The organism is Brevibacillus sp. FIR094 (genome assembly GCF_050477165.1).
GTDB lineage: Bacteria > Bacillota > Bacilli > Brevibacillales > Brevibacillaceae > Brevibacillus.
The window spans coordinates 45,436-64,610 of sequence record NZ_JBEAES010000006.1 but is presented as its reverse complement, the minus strand read 5'-3'; the positions used below and the strand labels follow the sequence as shown (position 1 = coordinate 64,610).

At 48.4% G+C, this 19,175-nt stretch carries 22 protein-coding genes; all 22 read left to right on the top strand.

The window, feature by feature from the left end:
- Positions 1-58: 58 nt before the first annotated feature.
- The 22 genes from ACQ5DJ_RS06435 (at position 59) to ACQ5DJ_RS06330 (ending at position 19,174) form a co-directional block, all read left to right on the top strand.
- The gene (locus tag ACQ5DJ_RS06435; RefSeq protein ID WP_429841712.1) at positions 59-1,249 is read left to right on the top strand and encodes an acetyl-CoA C-acetyltransferase; all 1,191 of its coding nucleotides are present in this window, start codon (positions 59-61) and stop codon (positions 1,247-1,249) included.
- Between the two features lie 165 nt (positions 1,250-1,414).
- Positions 1,415-1,588, top strand: coding sequence for an AtpZ/AtpI family protein (locus ACQ5DJ_RS06430; RefSeq protein ID WP_017252357.1), 174 nt, complete (start codon positions 1,415-1,417; stop codon positions 1,586-1,588).
- Between the two features lie 13 nt (positions 1,589-1,601).
- Complete coding sequence (locus ACQ5DJ_RS06425; protein WP_429841711.1) at positions 1,602-1,970, top strand: ATP synthase subunit I; 369 nt, start codon at positions 1,602-1,604, stop codon at positions 1,968-1,970.
- Positions 1,971-2,083: 113 nt separating this feature from the next.
- Complete coding sequence (gene atpB, locus ACQ5DJ_RS06420; protein ID WP_017252355.1) at positions 2,084-2,878, top strand: F0F1 ATP synthase subunit A; 795 nt, start codon at positions 2,084-2,086, stop codon at positions 2,876-2,878.
- A gap of 43 nt (positions 2,879-2,921) precedes the next feature.
- Positions 2,922-3,152: a F0F1 ATP synthase subunit C gene (atpE, locus tag ACQ5DJ_RS06415; protein WP_017252354.1), complete on the top strand. Its 231-nt coding sequence runs from the start codon at positions 2,922-2,924 to the stop codon at positions 3,150-3,152.
- 174 nt (positions 3,153-3,326) lie between these two features.
- A complete protein-coding gene (atpF, locus tag ACQ5DJ_RS06410) occupies positions 3,327-3,830 on the top strand; it encodes a F0F1 ATP synthase subunit B (RefSeq protein ID WP_429841710.1) in 504 nt (167 codons plus the stop codon).
- Positions 3,827-4,354 (top strand): F0F1 ATP synthase subunit delta, encoded by a 528-nt coding sequence (locus tag ACQ5DJ_RS06405; RefSeq protein ID WP_144618773.1) that lies wholly within the window; start codon positions 3,827-3,829, stop codon positions 4,352-4,354. The genes atpF and ACQ5DJ_RS06405 overlap by 4 nt, the downstream gene beginning before the upstream one ends.
- A 43-nt stretch (positions 4,355-4,397) precedes the next feature.
- Positions 4,398-5,909, top strand: coding sequence for a F0F1 ATP synthase subunit alpha (gene atpA, locus ACQ5DJ_RS06400; RefSeq protein WP_429841709.1), 1,512 nt, complete (start codon positions 4,398-4,400; stop codon positions 5,907-5,909).
- Positions 5,910-5,983: 74 nt separating this feature from the next.
- Positions 5,984-6,847: an ATP synthase F1 subunit gamma gene (gene atpG, locus ACQ5DJ_RS06395; protein ID WP_429841708.1), complete on the top strand. Its 864-nt coding sequence runs from the start codon at positions 5,984-5,986 to the stop codon at positions 6,845-6,847.
- A 48-nt stretch (positions 6,848-6,895) separates the two neighbouring features.
- Positions 6,896-8,305 (top strand): F0F1 ATP synthase subunit beta, encoded by a 1,410-nt coding sequence (gene atpD / locus ACQ5DJ_RS06390; RefSeq protein ID WP_064200405.1) that lies wholly within the window; start codon positions 6,896-6,898, stop codon positions 8,303-8,305.
- Between the two features lie 27 nt (positions 8,306-8,332).
- Positions 8,333-8,731, top strand: coding sequence for a F0F1 ATP synthase subunit epsilon (locus tag ACQ5DJ_RS06385; protein WP_017252349.1), 399 nt, complete (start codon positions 8,333-8,335; stop codon positions 8,729-8,731).
- 221 nt (positions 8,732-8,952) lie between these two features.
- Positions 8,953-9,693, top strand: a complete 741-nt coding sequence (locus ACQ5DJ_RS06380; RefSeq protein ID WP_429841707.1) for a DUF6042 family protein — start codon at positions 8,953-8,955, stop codon at positions 9,691-9,693.
- Between the two features lie 303 nt (positions 9,694-9,996).
- Positions 9,997-10,368, top strand: a complete 372-nt coding sequence (locus tag ACQ5DJ_RS06375; RefSeq protein WP_007725457.1) for an NADH-quinone oxidoreductase subunit A — start codon at positions 9,997-9,999, stop codon at positions 10,366-10,368.
- Complete coding sequence (locus tag ACQ5DJ_RS06370; protein ID WP_007725455.1) at positions 10,359-10,877, top strand: NuoB/complex I 20 kDa subunit family protein; 519 nt, start codon at positions 10,359-10,361, stop codon at positions 10,875-10,877. The genes ACQ5DJ_RS06375 and ACQ5DJ_RS06370 overlap by 10 nt, the downstream gene beginning before the upstream one ends.
- Positions 10,874-12,181: an NADH-quinone oxidoreductase subunit C gene (locus tag ACQ5DJ_RS06365; RefSeq protein WP_429841706.1), complete on the top strand. Its 1,308-nt coding sequence runs from the start codon at positions 10,874-10,876 to the stop codon at positions 12,179-12,181. The genes ACQ5DJ_RS06370 and ACQ5DJ_RS06365 overlap by 4 nt, the downstream gene beginning before the upstream one ends.
- A gap of 3 nt (positions 12,182-12,184) precedes the next feature.
- A complete protein-coding gene (locus tag ACQ5DJ_RS06360) occupies positions 12,185-13,333 on the top strand; it encodes an NADH-quinone oxidoreductase subunit D (protein ID WP_429841705.1) in 1,149 nt (382 codons plus the stop codon).
- Positions 13,330-14,340: an NADH-quinone oxidoreductase subunit NuoH gene (nuoH, locus tag ACQ5DJ_RS06355; protein ID WP_429841704.1), complete on the top strand. Its 1,011-nt coding sequence runs from the start codon at positions 13,330-13,332 to the stop codon at positions 14,338-14,340. Before ACQ5DJ_RS06360 ends, nuoH begins: the two co-directional genes overlap by 4 nt.
- 135 nt (positions 14,341-14,475) lie before the next feature.
- Positions 14,476-14,889: an NADH-quinone oxidoreductase subunit NuoI gene (nuoI, locus tag ACQ5DJ_RS06350; RefSeq protein ID WP_007722093.1), complete on the top strand. Its 414-nt coding sequence runs from the start codon at positions 14,476-14,478 to the stop codon at positions 14,887-14,889.
- Between the two features lies 1 nt (position 14,890).
- Entirely contained in the window at positions 14,891-15,400 is a 510-nt protein-coding gene (locus tag ACQ5DJ_RS06345) for an NADH-quinone oxidoreductase subunit J (RefSeq protein WP_429841703.1), read from the top strand.
- Positions 15,397-15,708 (top strand): NADH-quinone oxidoreductase subunit NuoK, encoded by a 312-nt coding sequence (nuoK, locus tag ACQ5DJ_RS06340; RefSeq protein WP_007722089.1) that lies wholly within the window; start codon positions 15,397-15,399, stop codon positions 15,706-15,708. The genes ACQ5DJ_RS06345 and nuoK overlap by 4 nt, the downstream gene beginning before the upstream one ends.
- A 27-nt stretch (positions 15,709-15,735) precedes the next feature.
- Positions 15,736-17,649: an NADH-quinone oxidoreductase subunit L gene (gene nuoL / locus ACQ5DJ_RS06335; RefSeq protein WP_429841702.1), complete on the top strand. Its 1,914-nt coding sequence runs from the start codon at positions 15,736-15,738 to the stop codon at positions 17,647-17,649.
- Positions 17,642-19,174, top strand: coding sequence for a complex I subunit 4 family protein (locus ACQ5DJ_RS06330; RefSeq protein WP_429841701.1), 1,533 nt, complete (start codon positions 17,642-17,644; stop codon positions 19,172-19,174). The genes nuoL and ACQ5DJ_RS06330 overlap by 8 nt, the downstream gene beginning before the upstream one ends.
- Position 19,175: the final 1 nt, after the last annotated feature.

The window sequence follows — 19,175 nt, the reverse complement described above, 5'->3', positions numbered from 1 at the left end:
GAGAAGATGGAATCTTAAGAAGGTTGCCTATCCTGTGTATTCGAGGGGTGTGTGGAAGATGAGTCAAAGAGAAATCGTCATTGCGAGTGCTGTGCGCACTGCTATAGGTAGCTTTCAAGGAATGCTTGCAGGTGTCAGCGCGACAAAGCTGGGCGGGATTGTACTGGAAGCAGCGCTAGAGCGTGCAGGTGTTTCCAAGGATGCGGTCGATGAAGTGGTTATGGGGAATGTACTGTCAGCAGGCTTGGGTCAAAACCCAGCCCGCCAGGCTTCTATTCACGCGGGCCTTGCTCATGAAGTTCCCTCCCTGACAATCAACAAGGTTTGTGGTTCAGGTCTAAAAGCCGTTCATTTGGCCGTTCAGTCAATCCTTGCTGGTGAGGCAGAAGTTGTCTTGGCTGGTGGGATGGAGAATATGAGCCAGGCACCATACTTAATGGAAGGGGCACGCTCAGGTTATCGCATGGGAGATCAGAAAGTAGTAGACTCCATGATTCGCGACGGGCTTTGGTGTGCTTTCAACGACTACCACATGGGTATCACAGCAGAGAATCTTTGCACCAAATACGAAATTGGACGCGAAGAGCAGGATGAATTTTCAGCATGGAGCCAGGAAAAGGCTCAGCAAGCGCTCACAAGTGGTCGTTTTCAAGAAGAAATCGTGCCGGTTCCGATCCCGCAGCGAAAGGGTGACCCGGTTTTGTTTGCCGTGGACGAATTCCCTCGTGCTGGCGTGACAGCCGAAGCACTAGGCAAGCTGAAGCCTGCATTTAAAAAGGATGGAACCGTGACAGCAGGGAATGCATCCGGCATCAACGATGGTGCAGCAGCTCTCTTGATTATGACACGCGAGAAGGCAGAAGAGCTGGGAGTGAAGCCTCTTGCCCGTATCATAGCCAATGCGAGTGCAGGTGTTGATCCGAGCATCATGGGGTACGGTCCTGTACCTGCGACCAAACGCGTACTGGAAAAAGCGGGACTGTCGATTGCTGACATCGATTTGATCGAAGCAAACGAAGCTTTTGCCGTCCAATCGCTGTCTGTTGGCAAAGCACTAGGTTTTGATCGCGAGAAGCTAAATGTCAACGGCGGAGCCATCGCTTTGGGACATCCAATCGGTGCGAGTGGCGCGAGAATTTTGGTCACGCTCGTCCATGAATTGCAAAAGCGCGAAGGGGTAAAATATGGGTTAGCGACTCTTTGCATTGGTGGGGGACAAGGCGTCTCCACAATTGTCGAGAAAATTTAATTTTTAAATTGTGAACGCTTTGTGTACACCGAAACGCTTGCGTTGACAAAGGGAATAAATCTTCGTTAATATGGATGAGGGCATTTGGAAATTGTGTGCCCTCTCCTTATGTGAAAGGAGAAGGATAAACTGGCGAAACTTGACAATCCATGGCGAGCACTTGGTTTGGTCAGCGTACTTGGTCTTGACTTTGCCATTTGTGTGGTTGCCGGTTTTATGATCGGCAGATACGCGGATCGCCTACTAGCGACTGATCCTTGGTTCTTGCTTATCGGCTTGATTACAGGGATTGCTATTGGTGTATACACTGTCTATCGACTCATTCGCCCGTATCTGTAGGGGGTGACGAACGATGGAAGCGTTTGCTTTAGCGATGCGAAAGACTTTTCGCTATTCTTTTTGGTGTATGGCATTGTTTGTGATACTGATGGTTGTATTGCCTGAACACAAGGTTTTTTTGCAGAGTTTGTTGCTTGGAACAGTGACAGGAATCATTAATACCAGCGTTCTCGCAAGCAAGGTCTGGGTTGTTGGGCAAATGGCAGATGACCCTAATGTCAGACCAAAAGGAACGGGCACGATGCTTCGGTTCATGATTGCCGGGCTAGCCGCCTATACTACCTTTCTTTTCCCTCATATGTTCACATTATCAGGAGTTCTACTTGGATTGTTTTTGATCCAAGGGATCAGCTATCTACTCGTATTCCGTAATTCAAAATAGATTTGTTACCAGCATTTCCTTTTAATGAAGTGATTTTAACAGAGAGCGTTCGATAGCAATGTGTAGACAGAGTTTCGGACAACCTCTATCTATCGATGGAAAGGGGTGAAAAGATGGGTCATCATTATACGTTACGGTTTAGTTTAGGCGGCATGGTATTTGACATCGCTACGATTCTCATGATGGTTCTTACCGCACTGCTTGTGTTTATCTTCCTGTTTGTAATGACGCGAAAGCTGGAAACCGGAGTACCTGGTGCTAAGCAAAATGCAGTTGAGTGGATTTTTGACTTTGTCAAGAATGTTACTGCAGGATACATGGATCACAAGAAAGTCATGATGATGATGACGCTTGGTATTACGTTGTTTCTCTACATCTTCATTGGGAACCAGCTAGGTGTTATCGCCAACGTCACCACAGTGCACAAAGGTGAAATCAGCGAAAGTGTTATGAAGATGCTGACGATTGCTCCTACACCAGAAGCCGAAGCGAAAAAGCGCGAAACCGTTGAGCACGAGCTAGCTGACAAAGGGGCTCACGTTATCTGGTGGAAGTCGCCAACTGCTACGCCAAGCGTAACATTTGGTTTGGCATTGGTAGTCTTGCTTTACTCCCACTACCTTGGTATTAAGAAGAGTCCAGGTGGTTGGTTTAAGCACGTATTCCTCAACCCGATTCACATTCTTGAGGAGTTTATCATTAAACCGTTGACGCTTCCTCTGCGTTTGTTCGGTAACCTCTTTGCAAAAGAGATTATGATTGCCTTCCTATTGAGTGGGGGTGTTTTGGCCGCAGCACCATTATTTATTTGGCTCGGCTACTCCGTCTTCGTAGGTGCAATTCAGGCGTTCATTTTCTTGACTCTTTCTATGGTTTACATTTCACAACTTGTGAATGATGAACACTAAAATCTAGTTTTGGTTAACAACAATTTAGGGAGGTATTTTTAACATGGAAGTTATGGGTGTAGCTATTGCTATGGGTCTTATTTTCGGTTTGGCAGCACTGGGTGGTGCTTTTGGTGCAAGTAACGTAATCTCTAAAACAATTGAAGGTGTTGCACGTCAACCTGAAGCTCGTGGTAACCTGATGGGTATCATGTTCCTCGGTATGGGTCTCGTAGAGGCGATTCCAATTATCGCTGTAGCTGTAGGTTTCATCTTGATGGGACGTCTGGGCTAAGCGAACAGCTGAACAGTATTAAATAGGCGGAGGGTCACCTTCGCCTATCTTTTAGTAGGGAAAAATCAGGCTTCGGCCAAAGCTTGGCAATGAAGTCTTCTAGTAATAATTCTGGTAAGTGCGTATAGAACTTATTGCAGAATCTTTCGTTTGTCAGGAAGGAGTGAACTAAAAATGGTTGAGTTTGGAGCCGTATCCCTGGAATGGGGCACATTATTACTCCAGGTGATTGTTTTCATTTTGCTGTTGATCGTTGTTTCCAAATATGCAACAGGACCGATTGCGGGCGTATTGGAAAAGCGCCGTGCTCATGTTGAGAATGAGCTTGCTACTGCGGAACGCAACCACAAGGAATCCGAAAAGCTTTTGGCTGAACAACGCCGTCTTTTGGATGAAGCTCGCGCTGAATCTAAAGCGATCATCGACCGTGCTGCGAAGCAAGCGTCTGATGAAGCAAGCAAAATCGTTGCTGAAGCACAAGCAGCTTCTGAGCGCATGAAAGCAGATGCAAGTGCTGAACTGGCTCGTGAAGTAGAAAAAGCAAAACTCGAACTGCGTGAGCAAATGACTGGTCTTTCCGTGCTCTTGGCTTCCAAGATCATTGAGAAAGAACTGGACGAAGCAGCTCAAAAGTCTACTGTTGACAAATTTCTCGCACAAGTGGGAGATCGCCTATGAGTAGCGCAGTAGGGAAACGTTATGCTCGCGCTCTCTTTGAAGTAGCGAGTGAGCGTAGCAAGATTGATCAGGTAGAAGCAGACCTGGGTGCAATCGTAGAAGCGGTAGAAAGCAATGAAGATCTGAAAAAGATCATGTTGCACCCGCACATCGCAGCAGATGCAAAAAGCCAGCTCGCTGACGAATTGTTCAAAAGCCATGTAGGGGAAGAAACCTTTAATTTTCTGAACGTCCTGATTGAAAACGGACGCGAAGTTGATCTGGTTGATATCTACCGTTCTTTTGTACAATTGGCGAACGAAGCTCGTGGATTTGCAGATGCGATTCTGACTAGTGCAAAGCCGCTTTCTACTGAAGAGCAAAATGAGCTAGCTGAGAAGTTCGGTCAAACGCTGAACAAAAAGCTGCGTATGACAGCAGTTGTAGATCCAGCGATTCTCGGCGGTATTATTATCAAAATTGGTGACCGTCTGTACGATGGCAGCCTGAAAACGAAGTTGGAAACCTTTGCGCAAAAGGCGTAAAGTTCGATGGCTTTTAAGAAGTTGGATGAATGGGGTGAATTAAGTGAGTGCAATCAGACCAGAAGAGATTAGCTCCCTCATTAAAGAGCGGATCGCTAACTTTAAATCTGAAATCGAAGTTGTGGATGTAGGCACAGTCATCCAAGTAGGTGACGGTATTGCTCGTGTTCACGGTTTGGAAAAAGCCATGCAAGGTGAGCTCCTCGAGTTCCAAAATGGCGTAATGGGTATGGTACTCAACTTGGAAGAAGATAACGTGGGTGTCGTTATTATGGGACCTTTCCGCGATATTAAGGAAGGCGATACTGTAAAACGTACCGGCCGCGTTATGGAAGTTCCAGTAGGGGAAGCGCTGCTCGGCCGCGTTGTAAACCCACTGGGTCAACCAATCGATGGTCAAGGCCCTATCGCAAATGACGGTTTCCGCCCAATCGAGAGCCCAGCTCCTGGCGTTATGGCGCGTAAATCCGTACATGAGCCACTCCAAACAGGTATCAAAGCGATTGACGCAATGATCCCGGTTGGTCGTGGACAGCGTGAGTTGATCATTGGTGACCGCCAAACTGGTAAAACAGCAGTGGCGCTCGACACGATCATCAACCAAAAAGGTAAAGACATGATTTGTATCTACGTTGCAATCGGTCAAAAGCAATCCACCGTTGCAAACATCGTAGAAACACTGCGTAAAGCAGGTGCTCTGGATTACACAATCATCGTTTCTGCTACTGCGTCTGACCCAGCTCCAATGTTGTACCTGTCTCCATATACAGGTGTAACAATGGCTGAGTACTTCATGTACAAAGGCGGACACGTTCTGTGCGTATACGATGACCTGTCCAAACAGGCTGCTGCATACCGCGAAATGTCCCTCTTGCTCCGTCGTCCTCCAGGCCGTGAAGCATATCCTGGTGACGTATTCTATCTGCACTCCCGCTTGCTGGAGCGCGCTGCGAAACTGTCTGATGATCTGGGCGCTGGTTCCATTACGGCTCTGCCATTCATCGAAACCCAAGCGGGTGACATTTCCGCATACATTCCAACCAACGTGATCTCCATCACGGACGGTCAGATCTTCCTCGAGACAGACTTGTTCAACGCAGGTCAACGTCCAGCGGTTAACACTGGTCTCTCCGTATCCCGTGTAGGTGGTTCCGCGCAAATTAAGGCGATGAAAAAGGTAGCAGGTCCACTCAAGCTTGAGTTGGCTCAATACCGTGAGTTGGCTGCGTTTGCTCAGTTCGGTTCCGATCTGGACAAAGCAACCCAAGCTCGTCTGACCCGTGGTGAGCGCTTGATGGAAATCATGAAACAAGGTCAGTTCGATCCAATGTCTGTTGAGAAGCAAGTTGCTTCTATCTATAGCGCTACAAGAGGTTTCCTGGATGACATTCCAGTAGCAGATGTGCGCCGCTTTGAGAAAGAGATGTTGTCTTTCTTGGATTCCAACAAACCGCAACTGTTGGAGCACATCCGCACAACGAAAGACCTTCCAGATGAAAAAGAATTCAACGCAGCGATCGAAGAGTTCAAAAAAGGCTTTTCGGTAACTCGCTAATCGTTAACCTGATAGACATCAGATGCATGCCGGGCCATTTGCCTGTGCATGCGTCCTCAAGGTGGTGAAAACGAGTGGCTAAAGGAATACGTGAGATTCGACGCAGTATCAAAAGTAAAAAAGATATGCGCCAAATCACGAAAGCGATGAAAATGGTGGCGGCTGCAAAGCTTCGCCGTAACCAGGATAAAGCTGAGGCGGCACGCCCGTATGCTGACAAGATCCAAGAAGTGATCGCAAGCATCGCGAGTGGGAACTCTGGTTCCAAACATCCAATGTTGCAAAATCGTCCGGTGAAAAAGACTGGTTATATTGTCATCACTTCCGATCGTGGACTTGCTGGGGGTTACAATGCCAACATTCTCCGTAAAGTGGTAAATACCATTAACGAGAAGCACAAGTCCAAGGATGAGTACGGTATTTTTGTGATTGGCCGCAAAGGTCGTGACTTCTTCAGCAAACGCAACTACCCGCTTTTGGAGGAAGTGACAGGTCTGCCAGCCAGCCCAGCCTTTGCTGATATCAAGAAAATTGCCGGTGCAGCAGTCCAAATGTTCGAGAATGAGCAGATTGACGAACTGTACCTGTGCTACAACAAGTTCCAAAGTGCAATTTCGCAAATACCTACCGTAAAACAATTGCTGCCATTGGAAGCTCCCGAGAGCAACAATGCGCGCGCAATGAATTACGAGTATGAGCCGTCCTCGGAAGAAGTATTGGCGGACCTGTTGCCGAAATATGCGGAAACACTGGTTTACAGTGCACTTCTCGAAGCAAAAGCTTCCGAAGAAGGTTCCCGTATGACTGCAATGGGCAGCGCGACAGACAATGCTACGGATATGATCAACCGTTTAACGTTGAGCTACAACCGTGCTCGTCAGGCAGCCATTACACAAGAGATTTCCGAGATCGTTGCAGGTGCAAACGCACAGGCTTAGTGGCAGCGAATAGCTCCCAATTTAGCTTTACAGGAGGGAAGAAGTAAGATGGCGAATGGACGCGTGGTTCAGGTAATGGGTCCGGTTGTTGACGTCGAGTTCGACCGCGGACACCTGCCTGCCATTTACAATGCGATCAAGATTCAACATAAAGCACAAAGCGCTGGTGAGCGCGACATCAACTTGACTGTTGAGGTTGCTACTCATTTGGGCGATAACTTGGTTCGTACCGTTGCAATGTCTTCCACTGACGGTTTGGTTCGTGGTATGGAAGCAGTTGATACTGGTGCAGCTATCTCCGTTCCAGTGGGTGCAATTACCCTCGGACGCGTATTCAACGTATTGGGTGAGCCGATCGACCTGCAAGAACTTGGTCAAGTAGATCGTCGTGACCCAATTCACCGTAAAGCTCCTGAGTTCGTAGACCAAGCAACGACTGTTGAAATCCTGGAAACAGGTATCAAAGTTATTGACCTCTTGGCTCCGTACATCAAGGGTGGTAAGATCGGTCTGTTTGGTGGTGCGGGTGTAGGTAAAACCGTTACTATTCAAGAGCTGATCAACAACATCGCGCAAGAGCACGGTGGTATTTCCGTATTCGCTGGTGTAGGTGAGCGTACCCGTGAAGGTAACGACCTGTACCACGAGATGAAAGACGCAGGCGTACTGCCGAAAACCGCGATGGTATTCGGTCAGATGAACGAACCGCCGGGTGCACGTCTTCGTGTAGCGTTGACTGGTCTGACTATGGCGGAATACTTCCGTGATGAAGAAGGCCGCGACGTTCTTCTCTTTGTTGATAACATCTTCCGCTTTACTCAAGCGGGTTCCGAAGTTTCTGCTCTCTTGGGCCGTATGCCATCTGCGGTAGGTTACCAGCCAACACTGGCTACCGAAATGGGTCAGCTGCAAGAGCGTATTACTTCTACGAAAAAAGGTTCCGTAACGTCCATTCAAGCGATCTACGTACCAGCGGATGACTACACTGACCCGGCTCCTGCTACTACGTTTGCTCACTTGGACGCTACAACGAACTTGGAGCGTTCCATCGCTGAGTTGGGTATCTTCCCTGCGGTAGATCCACTCGCATCCACTTCCCGTGCTCTGGCTCCTGATGTAGTAGGACAAGAACACTATGATGTGGCTCGTAGCGTTCAAAAAATCCTGCAACGTTACAAAGAACTGCAAGATATCATCGCGATCCTCGGTATGGACGAGTTGAGCGACGACGACAAGCAAGTAGTTGGACGCGCACGCCGCATTCAACGTTTCTTGTCCCAGTCCTTCCACGTTGCCGAGCAGTTCACTGGTAACCCAGGCCAATACGTGCCATTGAAAGAAACCGTTCGCAGCTTCAAGGAAATCCTCGAAGGTAAGCATGACCACCTGCCAGAGAGCGCGTTCCTGTACGTAGGTACAATTGAAGAAGCGGTAGAAAAAGCGAAGAAAATGGCGTAAGACACCCTGGAAAGGGGAGACGAGTAAGTGAGTAAGATGACAGTTGAAGTCGTAACTCCTGAACGGGTTGTCTACAGCGGTCAGGCTGAAATGGTGATTGCTCGCGGCTTGCAAGGGGAAATCGGTATTATGCCGAACCACGTGCCGTTGGTAACCCCGCTGAAAACAGCGCCAGTTCGGATTAAGACAGAAGGCGATAAAGAAGTAAAGATGGCTGTAAGCGGCGGCTTCATGGAAGTGCGCGGCGATAAAGTGACCATCCTTGCTGAAACGGCTGAATTGCCGGGAGACATCGATGTTGAACGCGCAAAGGCAGCGAAAGAGCGTGCTGAAAAGCGTTTGGCTGAGAAATATGCCGAGCTCGACGTCAAGCGTGCAGAACGCGCGCTGCAACGTGCGATGGCACGTCTCGACGTAGCGAAGTAAAGCGTAAGCTTAGATATCCCCGCGCCCATGTGGCTGCGGGGATTTTTCGGTTATCTGGCGATGAATGATGAGCATGGTAATCGGGCATGATATTTCCAGTTGGTAATTGCCTAATGTTTCTGTGTATAATAGACCTAATGCCCTGCCGACGAGCTACGTTAGCATGAAAAACAGCGGGAAAAAGCGGCATTGGCTATTGGGATTAAAGGAGAGTGTAATTGATGCAAACCGTTCGCGATATCCGCCACAATCAAGATGGCGTAGTGATTCCTAGCAGCTTTGCGGCTAATGGCTGGACAAGCGTGCTATCTCATGAAATGAATGTTCTCTTCCAGGCAATGTGCTATGTGGTAACAAAGCATGAATCAAAAGAAGAAATGAGAAAAGCTCTGGACGAGTTCGATGCATTGAAAGGCACATTCACCGAGCCTGTTCAAGAAGGTTTTAAGTCTGAAGAGGATTTTAAAGGCTATGTAAACCTCTTGAACAGATTCAAAGGGTTCATGAGCCGTTCCGATTATGCATATCCGACATCTCTTGACGAAGCGATTGAGCTTTTCGTGAAGTGGGGTCTGGTAATCGATAATGGAGATGCTTGGGATGTACCCGTTTATCCATTCCCAGATGCATCTGAGTTGTTCAAGCTGAGTGAAGCAGAATCCCTTGCATTGGCTCATGTTAAACTGGAAGCATTGGTTCATCCGATGTTTAGCCGCCTCGTGATGAAGCTGCACGAGCAAGAAGAAAATGCGTTCAGCATCTCCAAAGCAGAAATGAAGCAATTGCTGAACACCAATGATCAGATGCTGGCAGAGGTTCTGATCAAGCTGACTCCATATATGGAAGAAGCGATTGAAAATATGCTGGAAATCCCAGAGGACGAGAAGATGAACTTTACGATTGTATGGGAACGCATTTACGAGGATTTCCTCGGACAGCAATTTTCAAACAACGTTCAATAATTAAGAGAATATGAGGAACAGACGGGCATATTCGTTTGGTCATCATACTATGCTGGAAAAACTCAGGGAGAAATCTCTGAGTTTTTTCCCTTTATATGGCACAAAAGGAAGGCTTTCGTTAGACACCCTATTGGCAATTTGCTATAATGATAAAGGTATTTTTTTCTAGCAGTATCATTTAGCGACAGCGTTCATACCTACACCTTTGATGCTGCGAGCAGTACCCTTTTGAGGGAGTCACGACTTCTTCTGGAGGACAGCGTAAGACGATTCATACCTTTCTCAAGAGCGGAGGGAACGTGGGTGAGTGACATCTATACCAACAATTATGTGATTGTCGCGATCTTTTTGATTCTTGGTGTGCTGTTGCCCGTGGCTACAGTCAGTTTTGTTGGTCCATTACTTCGTCCAAAGAAACCGACACGGGAGAAGCAAACTACTTATGAAAGCGGTAACATTCCTGTTGGTGACAGTTGGGTGCGTTTCAACGTGAAGTATTACATTTTTGCCCTCATGTTTGTCATCTTTGATGTAGAAACACTCTTTCTGTATCCGTGGGCCGTCGCTTACAAAGAACTAGGGCTATTTGCCTTAGTCGAGATGGTCATCTTTATATCCTTGCTCATCGTAGGATTGATTTACGCGTGGAGAAAGAAGGTGCTGGAATGGAACTAGATCTGACAAGCATTGCGCCTGAATTGCAAGAGGAATTGAATCGCAACGTCATGTTCACGACATTGGAAACAGTGAAGGGATGGGTTCGCAGCAACTCGTTGTGGCCATTAACCTTTGGCTTGGCCTGTTGTGCAATCGAGATGATGGGAACGGGTGGAGCGCGATATGACCTCGACCGGTTCGGCGTCATTTTTCGAGCATCCCCAAGACAATCTGATGTCATGATCGTAGCCGGAACCGTCACGAAAAAGATGGCCCCACTGCTACGCAGGCTGTATGATCAAATGCCTGAACCAAAGTGGGTGATTGCCATGGGCTCCTGTGCGACAGCGGGAGGTCCGTACGTGCGCTCGTACAGCGTGGTAAAAGGTGTAGACCAGATTGTGCCTGTCGACGTATATATTCCGGGTTGTCCGCCTAACCCTGCCGCTTTGATCTACGGAATCAATAAGCTCCAAGAAAAAATCCGTTACGAAGCGAAGACTGGGAAGCAGGTGACCAATCTATGAGCGACGAGAAGCGCAAGCCGACGCCGGAGGAAAAGGCAGCGGCAGCGGCTGAAGCCCGTGCCAAGGCCGAAGCTTTGCGAAAATTAAGAGAACAGGAAGCCCAGGCTTCCCAAGAGGCGAACCAAGTGGAGCTATCTCAAGAGCCACAAGAGGAAGTCTCTGCTCCGGATGCAAAACCTGTCTCTGAAATGACACCTGAGGAAAAAGCAGCAGCGAAGAAAGCTGCAGCGGCAGAAGCGATTGCCAAGGCAAAAGCGGCGAAGGAAGCAAAAGAATCTGCGGAAGTGGAAACTCCGGTTGCCGAGCAACAATCAGAAGCAGTTGCTACACCAGCAAAGCCTGTGTCTGAAATGACGCCGGAAGAAAAGGCCGCAGCCAAGAAAGCTGCAGCGGCCGAAGCAATTGCCAAGGCAAAAGCTACGAAGGAACAGACAGAAGCTACTTCTCCACCAACAAAGCCTGTGTCTGAAATGACGCCTGAGGAAAAAGCTGCAGCCAAGAAAGCGGCTGCCGCAGAAGCACTAGCCAAAGCCAAAGCAGCAAAAGAAGCCGCGGAAAATGGAGCCGATACAGCTGATTCAGCTCCGGATGCGGATGCCAAGGCGAAGGCCGCAGCTGCCGCAAAAGCCAAGGCTGCCGCAGCGGCCGCTGCTAAGGCAAAAGCCGCACGTGAAGCAGGCGGCGATGAATCTGGTGATGACGACGCTAAGGCAAAGGCTGCAGCTGCCGCAAAAGCCAAAGCAGCAGCCGCCGCAGCAGCGAAGGCAAAAACAGCGCAAGCGACTGGTGATGAGGCCCCGGCAGAGGAAGCGCCGAAAGCACCTTCCAAAAACCAGCCTTATCTTGATAAATACGTGGCACGAATTTCCGAAGCATTTGGACAGGAAGTCATCGAGGCTTCGTATATTAACGAGCTGGGAAAGGAAGTTCCAACTCTCACCATTCAAAACGAACGTTGGCATCAAGTTGCCCAATTTTTAAAAGATGACGAGCAATTGAGCTTTGAATATCTGTCCGATCTTCACGGTGTCGATTACGAGGATCGTCTGGAGGTATACTACCACTTTTATTCCTACAAAAATCGCCAAAGCTTGGCCGTAAAGGTCAAAACGAGCAGAGAAGATTCAAAAGTTGCTTCTGTAATGGACCTCTGGCATGGCGCAAATTGGAATGAAAGAGAGACTTTTGACCTTTTGGGTATTCATTTCCCGGGACATAAGGATTTACGTCGAATCCTGTTGCCGGATGATTGGGTTGGGTATCCGCTGCGCAAAGATTATGTGCAATACGACGAGGAGGTTTAGCAGATGAACCATAACATCCTCACGACTCATGTTGATACCTCTTCCGAAACAGGACTTCGTACGGAAGAGATGTTATTAAACGTAGGTCCACAGCATCCAAGTACACACGGGGTATTTCGCTTGGTAGTAAAAATCGATGGGGAAACCATTAAAGAAGCGATTCCGGTAATGGGCTACTTGCATCGAGGTACAGAGAAGCTGGCAGAAAACTTGACCTATACGCAAATTATTCCTTATACAGACCGTATGGACTACGTGTCCGCCATGACCAACAACTACGTTCTCTGCCACGCAGTAGAAACGATGATGGGGTTGGAGATTCCAGAGCGCGCTCAGTTTTTGCGATTGATTGCGATGGAACTAAACCGGGTGGCGAGCCATTTGGTTTGGTGGGGAACGTTTCTTTTGGACATTGGTGCGATGGGGCCCTTCCTGTATGCATTCCGTGATCGAGAGACGATCTTGGATTTGTTTAATGAGCTATGCGGGGCGCGGATGACCTTTAACTACATGCGTGTAGGCGGAGTGAAATGGGATGCACCTCCAGGCTGGATCGACAAAGCCAAAGAATTTGTCCAGTACATGAAGAAAGAATTGAATAACTACCACCAACTGGTGACAGGGAATGAGATTTTTATCAACCGTATCGTAGGGATTGGAAAGTTCGATACAAAAACGGCATTGGATTACTCGATGTCAGGTGTCATGCTCCGCTCGACAGGGGTCAAGTGGGACCTGCGCAAGGACGAACCGTATTGCATTTACGATCGTTTTGAATTTGATGTGCCGACAGCGACTGAGGGAGATTGCATGGCGCGCTATCATCTGCGCATGGCTGAAATTGAGCAATCTCTGCGAATTCTTGAGCAGGCATTGGAGCAATTTCCGAGTGAAGGCGAAGTCATGGGCAAAGTACCACGTGTGATTCGCCCGCCTGCTGGGGAGACATATGTGCGCATCGAGTCACCGCGGGGAGAAATTGGTTGTTACATTGCCAGTCAAGGTAAGGATAAACCGTGGAGATTGAAGTTCAGACGACCTTCGTTTACCAATCTGCAAATTCTGCCTAAGCTGTTGCAGGGGGAAAACCTCTCGAACATGGTTGCCATCCTGGGCAGTATCGACATCGTGCTCGGGGAGGTGGACTGTTGATGAATACTCTCTTGCAGCAAGCACCCTCATGGGGGACCACGCTTTGGTTTATCGTAGCGGCAGTTTTACTGCTTGCAGTCGTGTTGGGATTCGTTACGTACGCCATTTACTTTGAGCGTAAAGTGATTGGGTGGATGCAGCTGCGCATTGGGCCGAATCGAGTAGGACCGTTGGGACTACTCCAGACGGTTGCCGATGTTGCCAAGCTGCTATTAAAGGAAGATATTCGTCCGCAGCACGCTGACAAAGCGTTGTTCACTTTAGCACCAATATTGGCCTATGCCCCTGCTTTTGCCGTATTGGCGGTCATGCCTTTTACGGAAACGATTCGGTTCGCTGATTTGGGAATAGGGCTCTTGTACTATATCGCCTTGTCTGGGATCACCGTATTAGGCGTGATCACGGCTGGCTGGGCCTCGAATAACAAATACTCGCTGATCGGGGGTCTCCGCTCCGCTGCGCAGATGATCAGCTATGAAGTACCGCTGGTCATGTCCGTGGTGGGTATCGTCTTATTGACGGGCAGCATGAATCTCAAGGATATTGTCGAGGCGCAGCGGGATGTCTGGAATATTGTTCCGCAGTTTATCGGATTTGCTGTATTTATCATTGCTGCTCAGGCTGAACTGAATCGCACGCCGTTTGACTTGCCAGAAGCAGAGTCGGAGCTCGTTGGCGGTTACCACGTCGAGTATTCCGGTTTCCGTTTTGCGATGTTCATGCTGGCGGAGTATGTGTACATGTTCGGGATGGGTGCCTTGATCACGATTCTCTTTTTTGGTGGATGGTTGCCGATTCATCCATCGCTGGACTTCATTCCGGGAATCGTCTGGTTTATCCTTAAATTTTCAGTTTACGTCTTCCTCCAGTTTTGGATTCGCGCCACGATGCCGCGCTTACGTGTCGATCAACTGATGTCGTTTGCCTGGAAAGTGCTGTTGCCCGTGGCATTGCTCAACATCCTGCTCACAGCCGTAGTGGTTTCTTACCAAAATGGCATGTTCTAGTAGCGACTTGATCGAAAACGACTACGTCCCATTGTTTTCATAGCGCAGGCTTCGCCATAGGCTTGCTTCGCCAAAAGCTAGCTTTCGTCAAAAACGTGGTGCAGCCAAGTTCTCAAATCCTGAGGGGTGACACACATGCTAGGACTGGCCAAAGGCCTGGGGTATACATTTAAAAAGCTCACGGAGAAAAAAGTAACCCACTTCTATCCGGATGTGCCCTTTCCAATGCCGCCTCGCTTTCGCGGTATTCAGCACTTTTCTCCTGAAAAATGCATCGTCTGTAACCAATGCGCACGTATTTGTCCGACGGAGTGTATTCAACTGACAGGGAAGCCCCATCCTGATCCGGAGAAAAAGGGAAAGATTATCGATACGTACGATATCAATTTTGAGCTGTGCATTTTATGCGACCTGTGTACAGAGGTTTGTCCCACTGAAGCGATTGTGATGACAAACAACTTCGAACTGGCTGCCTATAGCCGGGACGAATTATACAAGAACTTGAAATGGCTCGACGATAACAATACGAACGTCAGGGAGGAGAATTAGTATGACAGGCGAATTCGTGGCCTTTTTTATCCTGTCTCTTCTGACGATCGGTGGCGCGGTATTTATGATCAGCTTTACGCGCGTCGTCCACATGGTCATCTCATTGGGCGTTACGTTTATCAGCATTGCAGGTCTGTTTGTTTTGCTGGGAGCGGATTTCGTCGGAGTCGCACAAATTCTGGTTTATTCAGGGGCTATCTCCATTTTGATGCTCTTTGGAATCATGCTGACCAAGCACGATGCGAACGATGAGGGAACAGGCCGGACATGGAAAAACCGTTTTATCCTGCTCTTCGTGATCGTTTTGTTCGGATTATTGTTCTGGGGTGTGCAAAATACACCGTGGCCTGCGCCACCGCCACCTGCAGAGGCTCCTGTAGACAATGCAAAAGAAATCGGTATCGAAGTATTCACCAAATTCGTCATACCATTTGAGCTATTGTCTGTTCTGTTGTTGGTCGCGTTGATTGGTGCGATCATCATGGCGAAAAAGGAGGGGGATAACGAATGACAGTAAGCATTTCCTCCTACTTAATGGTTGCTCTGATTCTCTTTTGTGTTGGCTTGTACGGCGCATTGACGAAGCGAAATGCAGTCGTCGTCTTGTTATCAATCGAGCTGATGCTGAATGCTGTAAATATTAACCTGGTCGCCTTTTCTAAATTCGGACTGTATCCATCTGTGACGGGACAAATCTTTACCTTGTTCACGATGACGGTTGCAGCTGCCGAGGTTGCCGTAGGGTTAGCGATTCTAATTGCGCTGTACCGCAACAAGGAGACCGTGAATGTAGATGAAATGGACCAAATGAAACGATAAGAGGGAAACCTGAAAAGGAGGACAAAGATGGATACTCTAATGCACTATGCCTGGCTGATCCCTCTGTTTCCGCTTCTTGCTTTCATCGTGATCGTCTCATTTGGTCGCCAATTGAAAGAAGGAGCGGCCATAGTGGGCATTACCCTGACGGCTGTTTCTTTTGGAATCGCAGTGCTCATTTTCTGGGAGAGATTCCAGGGTGGGGGAACCGATTACAATTTTGTGATAGATTGGCTGCATATCGGCGATATCGTGATCAACATGGGATTCGAAGTGAATCCGCTGAATGCCATGATGCTCGTCATTGTGACATTGGTCAGTCTGTTGGTCCAAATCTATTCCAAGGGCTACATGCATGGGGATGAACGCTTTCCGGTGTTTTATCAATACCTGGCGCTGTTTACGTTCTCAATGCTGGGATTAGTAATCTCGCCAAATTTGTTGCAAGTGTATATTTTCTGGGAGCTGGTCGGGGTATGCTCCTTCCTGCTCGTTGGCTACTACTACTTCAAGACAGAGGCAAAAGCGGCTGCCAAAAAGGCTTTTATCGTTACACGCATCGGGGATCTTGGTCTATTCATCGGGATATGTCTGTTGTTCTGGTGGACCGGAAGTTTCGAGTATGGGGCGATTTTTGAGAGTATCACACTCGGACGACTGGAACCATGGATGATTACGCTCGCGGCGATCCTCATTTTCGTGGGGGCGATGGGAAAATCAGGTCAATTTCCGCTTCATACGTGGTTGCCTGATGCCATGGAAGGTCCAACACCTGTGTCTGCATTAATTCACGCGGCAACGATGGTCGCGGCTGGTGTTTATTTGGTCGCTGCTACCTATCCGTTGTTTATCGCATCCGATACGGCTTTGACAGTTGTGGCGTATGTAGGAGGATTCACCGCCATATTTGCAGCTTCGATCGGTCTGACCCAACGGGATATCAAGCGTGTCTTGGCTTATTCCACAGTCAGTCAGCTCGGGTACATGATGCTGGCATTGGGTGTAGCTGGTACTGCTGGTTATGTAGCAGGTTCCTTCCATTTGATGACGCATGCCTTTTTCAAAGCACTGCTCTTCCTTGGAGCAGGTAGTGTCATCCATGCCGTACATACGCAGAATGTATTCGAAATGGGTGGCTTGTGGAAAAAGATGCCGATCACCGCTTTGACTTTCTTGATCGGTTGCTTGGCGATTGCGGGGATCTTTCCGTTCGCTGGTTTCTGGTCGAAAGAAGCGATTCTGGGAGCTGTTTACGGGGCACAACGCTACGATTTACTGTTCATCGCGCTGTTAGCAGCATTCTTTACCGCATTCTATATGTTCCGTCTGTTCTTCCTAACATTCGCAGGGAAGGCACGTGGAAAGCACGAAGCGCACGAATCTCCAAGAGTCATGACAGGTCCGCTCTTGGTCTTGGCATTGCTTGCAGTTGTCGCGGGCTTTGTGAATACACCGTACGCACCATTACTCTCTGATTGGTTGTTGTCAACGAACACAGGGACGGCAATCACGAGCATTTTTGGGGAAGGCAGTGAGCATGCACCATCTTGGTTACAGATTGTGGCACTGTTGATATCCATTCTTGGAGTCGTGCTGGCGTACCTAATGTACGGCAAGAAATCAATCTCCTCGGACACGATTCCAGAAACAATGCCGTGGCTCTATCAGCTCTCATACAAGAAATACTACATCGATGAGCTGTATCATAACGTCATTGTTCGTCCTTTAGGCTGGCTTGGATTTGTCCTGGATGTATTTGATAAGTATGTTGTGGATGGTTTGGTTGGATTGACAGCAAAAATCACCCAAGGAATCGGATCTTTGCACGCAAGAGTACAAAGCGGGCAGATGCAATCCTATGGGGCAATAGTCATATTTGGTCTGTTACTCTTGATCATCGCCATCAGTTTGACGGCTAGGGGAGGTGGACTCTTTGGGTAATATCCTTTTGTCATCACTGGTGTTCTCTCCGCTGCTGGCGATTCTCGTCATGGCTTTTATCCCCAGTCGACATGCAGGTGTGATCAAGCAGGTCGGGATTTTTGGAACGTTGCCGGCACTTATCTTGGCAGGTTGGATGTTCGGCATATTTGATTACGAGACAGCCAATCTGCAGTTCGTAGAAAAGCACAATTGGATTTCGATTCCGATTGGAATGGCTCAGGCAGGCACCGTCTTTGCTTTTGAGATCAACTATGAACTCGGTGTAGATGGTATTTCGATGCCATTGATTTTGCTGACGGCGATTATCGGCACCCTCGCAGCAATTGCTTCGTGGCAGATCAAGAAGAGGCAGAAGGAGTATTTTATCCTGTTTCACCTGCTGTTGATCGGCATGTTGGGAGTCTTTGCTGCAGACAATCTGTTTCTGTTCTTCATTTTCTTCGAGCTGACACTCGTACCGATGTACTTCCTCATCGGGATTTGGGGATATGGGGAGCGCGAACAAGCGGCGAACAAATTCCTTTTGTATAACGGAATCGGTTCAGGGATTATGTTGCTGGCTTTCATCGTGATCTTTGTCATCATGCGGACGCTCAATATGGATGAAATCACGGCGATCCTGACGACACCAGGGCATCCGATAACCGAAATCCTTACGCCAGAAATGCGTTTTGGCATCTTTCTAGCGCTATTTATCGCTTTTGCGATTAAGTTGCCAGTATTTCCGTTCCACACGTGGATGCTACGCGTACACGTACAGGCTCCACCTTCTATCGTCATGATTCACTCCGGTATTTTGCTGAAGATGGGGGCATACGGTCTTTTGCGGATGGGAATCGGCTTCTTCCCAGAGCAGGCCTATGATTTCTCTACGTGGATGGCGGTTTTGGGGATTATCAACATTTTGTATGGAGCTGTACTGGCCTTCGTACAAAAGGATTTAAAAATGGTGCTGGCTTACTCCAGTATCAGCCATATGGGTATCGTCTTGCTCGGTTTCGCATCGATGAACACGATCGGGTTTCAGGGAGCGATGTTCCAGGTGGTATCCCACGGCTTTATCTCAGCACTGCTCTTCTTCTTGATCGGTGTCATTTGGGATCGGACGCAGACATCGATGCTCGACGATTTGGGCGGTTTAGCCAAGTCCATGCCGTTTGTCAGCGGCGTGTTGTTGGCAGGCGGGATGGCTTCACTCGGACTTCCGGGCATGTCCGGATTCATTAGTGAGTTCTTTGCCTTCCTTGGTTTGTTTGGTCGTTTGCCAGTAATGGCAGCAGTGGGAGCGATCGGGATTGTCCTCACCGCGGTTTATTTACTCAGAGCGATCTTGAAAACGACTTTTGGCCCTACTCCTGGCAGATGCACAGGACTTGCTGATGCACAGCCGATGGAAGTCATTCCGATGGTAGTCCTATTGGGATGTATTATTCTTATCGGGGTTTATCCGGCAGTTCTGGGGAATCCGATGCAGCAGGCGCTGAAAACGATCGTACCTATCGTAACGGGAATAGGAGGGTAAT